The sequence below is a fragment of the Vibrio zhugei genome (assembly GCF_003716875.1).
Taxonomy (GTDB): Bacteria; Pseudomonadota; Gammaproteobacteria; order Enterobacterales; family Vibrionaceae; genus Vibrio; species Vibrio zhugei.
Map to the genome: position 1 here is coordinate 1,840,716 of NZ_CP033078.1, position 12,140 is coordinate 1,852,855.

General features: G+C 42.7%; 12 protein-coding genes, 1 pseudogene and 1 CRISPR repeat array (1 of these 14 only partly in view). Of the genes and pseudogenes, 5 read left to right on the forward strand and 8 right to left on the reverse strand.

The genetic code is table 11. From position 1 onward, the window contains the following. Positions 1 to 221: direct repeats of the CRISPR family, unit length 32 nt; unit sequence GTTTCAATCCACGCGCCTGCGGGAGGCGCGAC (it extends 1,720 nt beyond the left edge of the window). A 175-nt stretch (positions 222 to 396) separates the two neighbouring features. Genes cas2 through cas3 form a run of 7 tightly spaced genes read right to left on the reverse strand, consistent with a single transcriptional unit; the run spans position 397 to position 8,418 of the window. Beyond that, a complete protein-coding gene (cas2, locus tag EAE30_RS13775) occupies positions 397 to 690 on the reverse strand; it encodes a CRISPR-associated endonuclease Cas2 (RefSeq protein ID WP_099612541.1) in 294 nt (97 codons plus the stop codon). A gap of 10 nt (positions 691 to 700) precedes the next feature. Continuing rightward, entirely contained in the window at positions 701 to 1,732 is a 1,032-nt protein-coding gene (cas1c, locus tag EAE30_RS13780; RefSeq protein WP_123016444.1) for a type I-C CRISPR-associated endonuclease Cas1c, read from the reverse strand. Next, positions 1,729 to 2,352, reverse strand: a complete 624-nt coding sequence (cas4, locus tag EAE30_RS13785; protein WP_123016445.1) for a CRISPR-associated protein Cas4 — start codon at positions 2,350 to 2,352, stop codon at positions 1,729 to 1,731. The genes cas1c and cas4 overlap by 4 nt, the downstream gene beginning before the upstream one ends. Continuing rightward, on the reverse strand, positions 2,352 to 3,221 hold the full coding sequence (cas7c, locus tag EAE30_RS13790; protein WP_123016446.1) for a type I-C CRISPR-associated protein Cas7/Csd2: 870 nt from the start codon (positions 3,219 to 3,221) through the stop codon (positions 2,352 to 2,354). The genes cas4 and cas7c overlap by 1 nt, the downstream gene beginning before the upstream one ends. 16 nt (positions 3,222 to 3,237) lie before the next feature. Continuing rightward, positions 3,238 to 5,205, reverse strand: coding sequence for a type I-C CRISPR-associated protein Cas8c/Csd1 (cas8c, locus tag EAE30_RS13795; protein ID WP_123016447.1), 1,968 nt, complete (start codon positions 5,203 to 5,205; stop codon positions 3,238 to 3,240). After that, positions 5,202 to 5,906: a type I-C CRISPR-associated protein Cas5c gene (gene cas5c / locus EAE30_RS13800; protein WP_123016448.1), complete on the reverse strand. Its 705-nt coding sequence runs from the start codon at positions 5,904 to 5,906 to the stop codon at positions 5,202 to 5,204. Before cas5c ends, cas8c begins: the two co-directional genes overlap by 4 nt. 31 nt (positions 5,907 to 5,937) lie before the next feature. Further along, positions 5,938 to 8,418 carry a CRISPR-associated helicase Cas3' gene (gene cas3, locus EAE30_RS13805; protein WP_241967665.1) on the reverse strand — a complete coding sequence of 827 codons (2,481 nt, stop codon included), beginning with the start codon at positions 8,416 to 8,418 and terminating at the stop codon, positions 5,938 to 5,940. A gap of 872 nt (positions 8,419 to 9,290) precedes the next feature. Here cas3 and EAE30_RS13815 point away from each other — a divergent pair. Continuing rightward, positions 9,291 to 10,053, forward strand: a pseudogene (locus EAE30_RS13815) (IS5 family transposase). A gap of 165 nt (positions 10,054 to 10,218) precedes the next feature. Here the strand turns inward: EAE30_RS13815 and EAE30_RS13820 are convergent. Beyond that, a complete protein-coding gene (locus EAE30_RS13820) occupies positions 10,219 to 10,395 on the reverse strand; it encodes an AlpA family transcriptional regulator (RefSeq protein WP_123017385.1) in 177 nt (58 codons plus the stop codon). A 128-nt stretch (positions 10,396 to 10,523) separates the two neighbouring features. Between EAE30_RS13820 and radC the strand changes: the two genes are divergently transcribed. Genes radC through EAE30_RS13840 form a run of 4 tightly spaced genes read left to right on the forward strand, consistent with a single transcriptional unit; the run spans position 10,524 to position 12,106 of the window. Continuing rightward, complete coding sequence (radC, locus tag EAE30_RS13825; protein ID WP_123016450.1) at positions 10,524 to 10,997, forward strand: RadC family protein; 474 nt, start codon at positions 10,524 to 10,526, stop codon at positions 10,995 to 10,997. After that, on the forward strand, positions 10,994 to 11,431 hold the full coding sequence (locus tag EAE30_RS13830) for a DUF2787 domain-containing protein (RefSeq protein ID WP_164711867.1): 438 nt from the start codon (positions 10,994 to 10,996) through the stop codon (positions 11,429 to 11,431). The genes radC and EAE30_RS13830 overlap by 4 nt, the downstream gene beginning before the upstream one ends. Before the next feature lie 51 nt (positions 11,432 to 11,482). Then, positions 11,483 to 11,926: a DUF2787 domain-containing protein gene (locus tag EAE30_RS13835; protein WP_123016452.1), complete on the forward strand. Its 444-nt coding sequence runs from the start codon at positions 11,483 to 11,485 to the stop codon at positions 11,924 to 11,926. A 3-nt stretch (positions 11,927 to 11,929) separates the two neighbouring features. Continuing rightward, on the forward strand, positions 11,930 to 12,106 hold the full coding sequence (locus tag EAE30_RS13840; RefSeq protein ID WP_004724457.1) for a hypothetical protein: 177 nt from the start codon (positions 11,930 to 11,932) through the stop codon (positions 12,104 to 12,106). Positions 12,107 to 12,140 lie beyond the last annotated feature (34 nt).

The following is a 12,140-nucleotide window of genomic DNA, read 5'->3' on the forward strand; positions in this document are numbered from 1 at the left end:
CCACGCGCCTGCGGGAGGCGCGACAGTTTTATGCTGTGAGATTGGATGTATGACACGAGTTTCAATCCACGCGCCTGCGGGAGGCGCGACTCCCTGCATCGCTACGATGCTAGGCCGTGAAAATGTTTCAATCCACGCGCCTGCGGGAGGCGCGACTTTGCTGCAATGAAAATTGAATTGGCCAAAAATGTTTCAATCCACGCGCCTGCGGGAGGCGCGACTGCCTACTGTGGAAGGCACGTATAAACTAACACATATCATTGTTTGCCGCTAACTTTACGCGGTAGAAGAAAACTATTTTGTGTGAATCTATACAAATAATTATTTCCTATATTTTTAAAGAGCTTATGTAATCGCTAGATCCCCAGTGTTTTACTGAGAACCCAAGGCTAGCGATTATAAAATCAGGGTATCTCTGAATATATCTATCGCTTCTTTCGCGCCATGGTGCTCTACTTTGTTTTGCCAGTTTTTACCAAGCTTATAAAAACGCAAACTGTCGACTTCAGGATCATAAATAGATAAAAGTTTATCTTTAAATTCTAACCATTGTGTTGAGTCTATTTCACATTCAAACACTGAATATTGCACTCTCATACCATAGTCTAAGCAGACTTTTGCTAACTGCCTGAGGCGTTTTTGCCCATCATCACTGGCGAAGGATACATCGTAGGTGACCAAAACCATCATGGCTCGCTCCTTATTTTTTGATCACAAATGGCGGATAGTGGGCTAAATCACCACGTAAATGCCGGGCTAGTAACATGGCTTGGACATGCGGTAATAACCCAATTTGCACCCTTTCTTGCAAAAAAGGGTGTATGACTTCTTCTTGTTTTTTAGCTTGGTAAGCCTGAAAAACCAGCTTACGCGCGTCGTCTTTTATGGTGACTCCACCAAGACAATCTGTCTCAAAGTCTTTCGTGGTGAGGCTTTTATTATTAAAGAGTTTTAAGGTAATACTATCGACAATGTAAGCTCTAAACTCTTCTAAAAGATCGAGGGCGAGGCTATTTCTGCCCGGACGCTCTTTGTGTAAAAAACCGACCTGAGGATCTAAGCCAACTCCTTGTAATGCCCCGCTGATCTCTTGCCCTAATACAGAGTAAAGCAGAGAAATAACCGCATTAACAGGATCTTTAGGCGGCCTTCGAGTACGCTTATCAAACAACTGTTTGCTTTCATTGCCTTTAAACATGTCGGCAAACGCGGAAAAGTAATGTGATGCGGCCTCTCCTTCTAGCCCTAAAATGATGTAGTAACTAGTCACTCCTTTGAGTTGCTCAATAATTTGCTTTAAACGCTCAATGGCTTTTTCTAACTGTGGCGTACTGCTGTGATTGCGTCTAAAGCGTAAAAGCAACATACGAGATGAACGTATTTTTGCGGCGACAATATGCTTGGCAAGCTCGTTTGCGGCTTGCTCCTGAACACTAAACTGCTGCCTACGCAGCAATACATTACCCGTTTGTTTGCCAACCACATTGGCGAGAAAACGGCCATGCATATCAAAAAAAGCGAGGTGTGTACCATTTTCACCACAAAAGCCAAGTAACTGCGGCGAAACCATAATATTGCCAAAACAAAAGATGCTACCAATCGAATGAATAGGAAGCTGCATCAGTTTTTGCTTTTCACCCTCGACTTTTTGTTCAATCAACAAAGTTTCGCGTTGCTTATGTAAATAGACGCCATCTTTGGTGATATAAAGTGAGTTTTGCAGTTTTTTCATTCCGCCTCCGTATTAAACAATCCGGCTACGTAACCGCTTGAACCATCTTTGTTGATTAAATCTGGCTGACAGATCTCAATTAAAGAGCATGCCTTACAGTGTTTACCTTTGGTTGGCGGTGGTGTTTTTCCGTTTGCAAACAACTGTTGTATTCGGGTAATCAAGGTTTTAGTTTGCGTTCGCAGTGAGTTATCGAATTCAATTTCAATGCGTTTACGCGTTTGCCAATACCAAAGTGCGCCACTGGTAACCTCAACAGATAGCATTTCTTCGATGCATAAGGCTTGCGCGCACAGCTGTACTTTGTCGATATCGCTGGCTTTTGGTTTCCCTCGTTTATATTCAACGGGAACAAATTGGTTACTGAGTTTATGATGCTCTAATAAGTCTAATTTTCCTGTTACGCCTAATTGTGGCGCAGTTACCACTACGCCACGTTCAAAACGCACCCCTTTACGAGTTTCTGGCTCGCCATTATCCACACGCACATGTAACTGCCGCCCGTGTGCCGTTAGGTAGTTTTCTTGCCACACTTGCTCTAAGTGGATCAGCGCGCATTGGCGCTGACAAAAAGCAAAGTGTTGTAGAGCGGAGATGTTGATTAGGCGAGCATCAATCATTAGAAACCCTCGATCACTTCTGGCTCTAGACCTTGTAAAGCGCTTACCAGTGAATCGTTCAACGGCGTCGTTTCAAGCGGTAAACCTTGTTCAATATGAGCTCTTAGCGTTTGATGCACTTTTGCTGAAGAATACTGACCAGACTTAGAGCCATGCTTCCACCATATAATATGTGAAATACCCATAGAACCTTCGGGACGCGCTGATGATGCATCACCTTCAAAGAGTTTGACTAATACCGCTTTGATTTTTTCTGCATCTTCATCACTGAAGCCTGTTTTCTCAGCCAGCTGAGGGGTCATGGCACCGAAAGCAACATAGGTGGCTTTATCTACACGATGCTTCATCCCCATGGTGTCTGATGATTTTTTGGTGCCATCACCTTCGCCACTCACGCTCTTGGTAATTTGTGTGCTAGTAATACTCACTGGCTCGATACTAAACGCGCTTTGAATCGTAACAGGCCCACGGATTGGAATAGACACACCATCCGAACCTGTTCCTTTAAACGCAAAAACTTGACCAAATGCACGTACATCGAGCCATTTTTCACAACATAATTTTGCGGCTTGACTTGGTGCCGTTTTTTTACTGTTGAATGCCTCTTTTCCTATACCAACCTCGTCTGATTCTGCTCGGTTGCGTAAGCTTGTCATGCCATCGGTTTTCCTTTCATCCGATTGAACAAAAATGCTTTCTCCCGCTTCTTGTAAACGATCACGGATTTTGCGCTTTAAACAAACATCGGTAATTTCACCAAAGCCCTCGTAATCGGTGCGCGGGCGGTTGCCATTAAGAGGGTCACCATTTGGGTTAGCGTTTAATACGTTAAAAATTAATGCAAAGTCGATTTTATTTTGTAAAGTCATAGTGATATTCCTTTTCTTAAACTGTTTCTTCTAAATTTTCTTGAACTTGTTCGTCATTTACTTTCTTAACCCATTGACCTTTTTCTACTTTATGGGTTTCTAGCCACATCATTTGGTTGTGAAAACCAAGCAAAAATTCAGGGGTCAGTTTTTGGTTTGAGGTAAAGTCGGCAGGATTAAACCTATCGGTTATTTGCATAAGCAGTGCTTTTGTTGCGTTGTCGTATCCTTGGTAGTTATTAAACAGTCTTTGCTGATAGGGTACTAAGGCATTGCTGATGTTTAGCCACGTTGAAGCGGGTCTATTCACAAATTGCGTCATAAAACGCTCTGCCGTGGTTAAACGATTTGCTTCACTACTTGAGAGCGCCACTTTTTCAATCTTGTTAGCCACCGCCAGTAAACGACCAAACAAATAGTCGCGACTGGCATTATCTTGTTGTAATGCCATTAGGTATTCCTTTTGAATAGTTGAATGGGTTGTTCGGATGTAAAAACCTTTGATCAGTGAGCAGGCAATACCTAAATTTTGCAACCAAAGCCAAGTTTGATCGGATTTATAGGCAACGCGGTTAATTGCACGGTGAAACGCACTGTGCATGATGTCTTGAGGAATGGGTTTACCCTCAACGATACAGGGGTATAAACGGGTAATGAGGTTTTTCTTTAAGGTGTCCGCAGATTTAAGTACATCACCATATACACCATCAAGCATTCGAAATAAGCTCGGGGCACTATAAACCCATTGCCACTGTTCGTTTATTTTGACTCGCTGCTGCCAACCCAGATCGAGCTGCCACTGCTCTAATCGCGCTAAAAACTCTTTGGCTATAGTTTCACGGTAATACAAAATACCCATTCGTCCGGGCGTCGCAGAATCTAGCCCGAGCAGTGCAATTTGCTCATTGTCATCCAACTGGTTTTTCGTTTTTATACCGTTAAAGTAACGCTTTAATTGATTAGCGTAAGCTCGACCTAAATCCTGTGTATGATCTACGCTATCTTTTTCTTCTAACAAACTGGCAAAGTCACTGAAGTCTAGTTCGGTAGGCTTTGGAACTTCTTTACCTGATACCGCCCAAGCTAAATAAACTTGATCGCCATTTCTAAAAACACTTTGCTTAGTTAACAAACAACGCAGTGCATTGTGCGCTTTTTGTGTCACTTCAAAGCTAATATTGCAAGCTTCTTCATTGGATAAAAAACGACCTCGAAAGGTATAACCACTTTTATCGTTAGCAGAGATTAATTTAGCTTTATCACCACTATGACGTATCTTCGCTGGGTGGTTGCTCGCAGCCAGTTTTTCTTCACCAGTGGCGTAGCACATGGCTATGCTATCACCATTTTGGCTATCAAAAGCAATCCAGCTTTGCTGGATACTTGGATCAAGCCAAGTTTTTGATTGTGGTTCACCAGGTGTTTCTACACTCCAACAAACTAGCGCAGAACCTTGATCAAACAACCCTTTTTCTTTCGGCAGGATTTTTAATAACGTAGGAGCTTCACCGTCATCTTGCCACTTCATCAGCAAGTGCCCATCTTGTTCATGTAGCACATTTTCAGCGACCAAGTCTGCAACCACAGTGCCTTTCTCTATGTATTGGTAGACAGCACGCACTGCTGGGTGGCCATGCTCTGAATCACACCAAGCTTTTAATTGCGCTTGATACAACTCAAAGCCCGACTTTTTAATACCACCGTAATCAGCGTAATCTTTCGCAACGTATTGAATTTTATCTGCCAATGCATGTGGTGCTAACCCACTTGCTCTACCCGCTGATGACTCAGTCGCTGGGAGCACTAAAACCGTTTTTTCTAATACTTCGGCGCGAACAAACGCACCTTGATTGTTAATCACGATGTGAATATGTGCTGTTTGTGGGGTATGACAAATCGGCATCACTTGCTGTTCAAATGGCAGCATATCATTGAGTTTTTCAAGCTCATCGTAAGTTTTATAGAGCGTCGTTAGCCAAGTCATAAGATACTCTCCGTTTGCTCAACACCCTGCAGATTTTGTTCAAGCTCAAAACGTTTTGCGTCCATTTTTCTCACGTGACGCGTTACTGGGCATGCTGTTACATGAGGATATTCAATGACGCCGTTTTTCATTACCCCATGCCAGAATCGGCTAATTAGTTCGTTGTTGCCTGTTTCATCAGGGTAACCAAAACTATGGAACATTAAGCCAAAACCCAGCTCATCAATATCATCGTAAGCCCCTTTGCCCTCCCCAAAAACACAAGGTTCAACATAAGCTTGGCAATCACGGGTACCTAGAAAGATGTCTTGTCGTCCGCCTTTTTCCAACATGCGGTTAGCAATGGCAAAATGCTTACCGTCAACACGGTCTCTCGCTAATTCAGGGCGATGTTCATTCCACTCAAAATGGGCTTCAACTTGATATTCAACATCATGCAAAAAGGTGTAATACGCCAAAGTATTACCACCACCCCAGTTCAACGGCTTTGTTCCTTTCGTTTGGGTACGCAGTGGTTTTATTACCCTGACTCTATCAACATGCCAAATAAGGGTTGGTTTCCAGTAGATGGATTTTAAAATCCCTTTAATCGCCTCGTAAGTAGGAATGTGGTAAGTACACTTTTCACCTCCCACTTTCGTTATAGGGTCAGTAAATAACGCATACCTGCCCCATAATCTAAAACTAATACTGTTTTTCACATGGCTCTCCTTGTTAAAAACATGGTTGCATTTAAAAAATTAAATCTTGCTGAACATTTGTTACTTCTAAGCTCAAACCAAAATCTTGACTGTAAAATTCTTCACTTAAATAAAACACAGCTTCGTCTTGAGCTATTGGGTACACCGCCTGCTGATCGGTGAGTTTTTGCCATACATTAGGGAAAATATTCACACTGTACTTTTGTGCAGCTTTTAATAAGCCGCGGTAACTTGCCGCATCAAAGCGCTTATCAAGCGCACACAATTGTGTGATTATGCTTTGCGCTTCTTCATTAAATGGCACGATCACGGAATGAACAGGTGCATCAATAGCTTTAAACTGTTTCGCGGCGGTCATGAAAGACTGTCTCAGAGCAAACGGTGTTTTATTGATATTTCTTTGATTACTACTTAGCAAGTTAAGTAAGCTTTGATCTTGCTTAACCGGATAGCTCATCTCTTTATGGCGCTCATAAAAGTAGTATTGAAAATATTGACTCATTGCTTGCGGTTTAAGCAGCTCTTCTTCGGTAAATTCGGTGAATATTCGGTTTGAAGCAGCAATGCCTGTTTTAATATCGTGTAGCATACCGACATTTTCTTCGACAGGGTTAAGCACGAACACATGCCCCCTTTTTTGTTTGCCATTTCGATTACAACGCCCAGCAGCTTGAGCGATTGAATCAAGGCCAGCGACAAAACGGATAACGCAGCCAAAATCAACATCAACACCGGCTTCAATAAGCTGAGTACTGATACATAAAGTGGCCAACCCGCCTGATAACCGCGCTCTAACTTCATCTAGAATTTGCTTGCGATGAGCCGAACACATGCCCGTACTTAAATGGAATATTTTCGTCCCATCCAGAACTTGACTTTGCAATGCTTGAAACAGTTTCTTTGCCCAAACTTTGGTATTTACAATCACCAAACAGCTTTGTACCGCTGATAATTGCTGTTGTACTAGTTCAGTGATTTCGACCTCATTCCAACCCTCTTTTTTGGTGACGTTTTTTATTGTCACTCGTTCTAGCTGTTGATAAAGCTTTTCAATATTAGGGGTTAGTTCATTTTCTAGCGGTAATTGCAATTCGCCAAACGGCTTGATTTGTTCGGGTAACTGATTGAGTAAAGGCTGGGTCGCGGTACACATTACCGCCGTGGTGTTACAAAACCGCGTTAAATAGTTAATGGTGTTGTTGAATAAATGAACACAACGAATAGGGAGTGTTTGGATTTCATCAAACACCAGTATAGCATTACTAAGTTGATGTAACCGCCTTGATCCACGCGTACCATTTGCAAACATACTTTCAAGAAACTGTACCATGGTGGTGAGCACGATGGGCTTATCCCAATTTTCGCATGCCAGTTTTGAACGCCACGTTTGTTGCTCTGGTTCCAAATTTGAATGGTGCTCTAATACCCAATCATCTGTGTTTATTTCACCCAAAACTTCACGAATGGCATTAGCATTTTGCTCAATGATTGAGGTAAACGGAATGATGTAGATGATTCTATCAAAGTTATGTTTTTTAGCGTGATGCAGTGCAAAACGGAGGCTAGCGTAAGTTTTTCCGCCACCCGTTGGGACAGTCAAGCTGTAGATGCCCGTTTCGCCTTGTGCGCGATTAAAACAATTGTCTGATATTTCAGCACGAATATGATCGATGGGATTGACTGGCTCAATCTGTGCAATAAAACTTTCAATTTTATCGCAAGCAGATGCCCAATTAGGTTGCTTAAAACGCTCAGGTTTATTGCTTGGCTGTTCAAAGTCGGCACTATCAATTCGGTCGGCATCAATCAGGCAACTAAACAGCATCCTTGTAAACATACCAAGGTAGTAATCATGCTCAATAGCTGAAAGTCCGTATCGATCAAACATGCTTTTGAGGTTACAGCTGCTTCCTAAAAGAAATTCAAAGCTTACGAGTGACTGCGCTTGGGAAAGTAAATCAGGATCAGCGTTTTTAGTGCACTCTTTTTGATGGGTTAATTCATCATGCTTTTTAATCCGGTTTGCAAAAACGTTTTCATTTTCTGACAAGATATCAATCAACCCGCTGTGGTGTGACGCAATACACATACTCAATGCTTGAGCAATGGCTAACCCGTAAGGAATAAGAGTTTGGTCTTCTTGCTGTAACCGATTTAAATGGGGTAAGAGTGCATTAATAACCCATTGTGCACCTGCACTTGAGTGGTCAATTTTACCCTTTAAGCTTTTGCTGGTTGAGATTTCAGAGCTAACCTCATCATTATCTGGGTTATAGCCCGTTTGCTCTGTAATAATCAGGCGCATGTACTCTTGAAATGCTCTGCTGTATTTACCAAAGTCATGCATTAAGCCAATTAGTTGCCCTTGCTCGGCAAAACCTATTTTTGCAGCAAGCCTACCAGCTAATTCACTAACCGCTGTTAAGTGATCATAAACACTTTGGTGATGTCCATGCTTGATATCTGGGTGGGCAATATAAGATTCACTAGAGTTTAAATCATCCATCAACATCGTTCTCACTACCTATTATTTTGATAAACCTATTGCAAGCCAGTCGCTTAAAATTATATCGGTACTTACTTTTATCTTTCATAAACCACCTAAAGCAAAGGGGCTATAGCCATTTCTGGCGAAGTAGGAAGGAATACGACGTAACGATTTCACTGATCTCGCTAAATCAACAATCAACAAGAAGCGCACTACATAGATAAGCATAATAGAGTAACAGAGTGACAAAAACCAGAAAAGCCATTGAATGAACTTTTAAAAATGAGATTTTACCGTTGTGGTTCAACCGATTGAGGCTGAGCTGCAAGCCTTGACCGAACTCTTTTCTTCACTTTAAATTGACGGAAACAGAACAGGCAGTGGCATTGAGTTCAATAGCAAGCTAAGGGGATATCCACCAACGTGATAGAATCAAACACATTATAGAAGAACGCAAAGTGGCCAAATCAAAAAGGCCGAAATAGCCATAAATGGATAGCAACTCGTTGGAGATGCATTTTTAAAGAGCGGTCACAATGCAAAGCATCTGCCGTTCATCATTAAGCGAGTGACGATGTTCTTTGAAATGATCAATGTAGATGGTCTCCCTCTTCAAGATCACAACTGAGTATAACCGTCAAGCTGATCGTTATTTTGACTAAAAAACGTTCACGACCTCTCCCAGAGATAGATCACCCGTTAATTGATTTGCTTCTTTGAGTATTCAGGATTACACAATCGTACGAATTCTTCATGATCTTGTGTATCACAATACTTTAAGATCAGGGGTAGTTGTGCTTTAACTAGAGCGTGTTGATCTTTGCGGTATGAAAAGTAAACAGAAAATGGGGGTGTTATAATGGTTTCGCCAAAAATCAACATAACAACTACCCCAAATGCCGAGATTAATGTTAACAGATGATAGCTGCAAGTTGCTATCAAGAATAATGTACTTAACTGGACGTATTTATAATAAACCCGAACACCGAATGACTCTTGAAGGTATCTTGTTCCGCATGAGAACTGGGATCCAATGGCGAGATTTGCTGCGAGAATTCGGGGGATTGGAATACCGTGTTCAGACGTTTTAATTTATGGTCAAAAAAGGGAATAATGACTGAAATTTTTCAGTTTCTTTCCCGTTTAAATGACCCTCAATGGCTATTCATTGATGGTTGTATTGTTAAAACACATCAAGATGGAGCCAATGTTAAAGCTCCATCAGAGCAAGCCATAGGGAAAAGCCGAGGTGGTAATTCGACCAAAATCCATCTCGCAGTCGATAGTGGAGGTCTTCCTGTCTATTTTGAATTGTCAGGAGGACAAGCTCATGATGTGAGCTATGGCGAATCTTTGATTCTCAGCTCACCAGAAGCCGAAGTCGTTGTTGCCGATAAAGGTTACGATAGCCAAGCTTTGCGAGATTTTATTAAAAGCCGTAATGCTCAACATGTGATACCAAGAAAAGGCAATAGCAAACAAGGTAATGACGATATTGACTGGTGTTTATATCGATATCGCCATTTGGTTGAAAATGCTTTTCTCAAGGTCAAGAAATACTGAGCGGTTGCCACTAGGTACGAAAAATTAGCCAGAAACTATGAAAGTGTGGTTGCTCTGGCATTCTCACTTATGTGGCTACCTATGTGGGTTGATTAATATATGCACAACAAAGATCAACACGCTCTAGTTGGCCAATCTTCATTTCCAATCCTTTCAAAATCATTTGCGAACACTTTTTAAGTATAGAAAAGTCCAGTGGACAAAAAATAATGTTACTGCACATGGATCCAGAAGATATAAGCAGATAATTTCGAATAACCACTATCGTTGAGTCAAGCACGCTACCATCCAATCTTCCACTTCACTTTCCACCCAAGCCACTGCCCTGTCACCTAAGCTCACTGATTGCGGGAACTCTCCGTCATTCATCTTGCGGTAAATCGCTGAGCGGCTTAGTGCAGTCTTTTCCATTACTTCTTTTAGCTTTAAAAATCTCATGGGATAAAGCGCTGGCGTAAAAAAAGACGGTGATGTGTTAAGCCTTGTCGCGCCAGGTTGAATCAAAAAAAACTCAGGCATATGTCATCAATGTGAATACCCATCATTGATTCCGACAGGAGCCTGAAATGAATCCCAAAACTTCCGATTACCAAAAGCAGCAACGCTATCAGGAAAATGAAATCCTGGAGCATGCCGCTGAGATACTGGCTACGCGCTACGTGCGTGGTGATGCCCTAACCAATCCTGATGCCACCAAAGAATATGTGCGCTGTAAGCTAGGTAGCTATGAGCGTGAAGTGTTTGCCTTATTGCTACTGGATAACCAAAACCGATTGATTGAATTTAAAGAGCTGTTTCACGGAACGGTGGATGCGGCCAGCGTCTACCCACGTGAAGTGGTGAAAGCGGTGCTGGAAGTGAATGCCGCAGCGGTGATATTTGCCCATAACCATCCATCCGGTGACTCAACGCCGTCTCAAGCCGATAGACGCATAACCGACAGACTCAAAGACGCGCTTGCGCTGGTGGATGTTCGCGTTCTCGACCATATCGTGACAGGCAATACCTGCACCTCATTTGCCGAAAGGGGGTGGTTATGATTGAGCAACATTATGGTGAGCTTTCTATTGATGACGCTTTACATGCGTCACTGGAAGCACTGTTGAATCGGTACACTCTCCCAGAGAACGCTGAACGACTCGTGCTGAACAGTCGCCAAATGAGTTACTACCGACATCGACAAGGTTTGCATCCCATTGAAGTACAGCTTAAACGTGAGTCAGCCTCAAGTCCTTGGCTGGTGGTGTTCTTTGCCAGCTTCTCTTATCCCGATGACAGCAGCACAACTGTTGAGCCTGAGTTGTACTTTCACCTTGCTAATCGCTGGTGCTATCAACCCGATGTGGGGAGCACGGATTTATCCCACCCAGAGGTACAAGAGCTGCTCTCGGTCTGGATGAAAGCCTTTGCTCGCCACCTTTCCAGAAACGTCTTTGATGACGTGCAACTGACGATGGTCGGTACGTTCCACTAAATTCTCACTCTCTCATTTCTTATTTGAATCCTGAAACAAGGAGGACTCACTATGTCTAAATTAACCTTCACAGCATCATCACTACCTGTGTCGAAGAAACTGCATAAGCTGCTAAGTGAGCAGCTCACCGCTCATTTGCTGAGTAATGAAGCAGTGACCACCAGCCGTTATCTGGTGTTTAACTTTCGAGATAAAAGTTACAGCGCGGAAGAAGGCGGCTTTCATCCGGTTGAGATGGCGATTTGCCAAACCTCAACAGGGGAATGGAGTATTGAGTACATCACCGACTTTGCTTATATGGCGAATTACTATCCAGAGCTAGAGCGCAACTTGGATTTTGATTTTCGGGTTGGGCAGTTCTTTGTGGCTTATCGTGGCTGGCTACCAATGCAAGGTAGCCATGATGCCAAAGAGCTGTATCGACTATGGGAGAATAACTTTCTTGCCTATGTCGATACGGACGCTTACAACGAGATAGCCGTCACCCCGCAATAACTCATGACTTCCCTTCTTCTACAAACCATCAAACTTGTCACTGCCCTCATTACGCTGTTTTCACTTTCCCCGTTCTTCGGCGCTATTGGAGCCCTATCCACTTTAGGGTTTCTGGTGGTGCTGTTGATTGGGTTATTGGCAGCGATTGCCGAGCTCAGTGATAAGCATAAGCCTCGTTAATGTTAATCGGCTCACGCTTTTGTGATGCCGATTG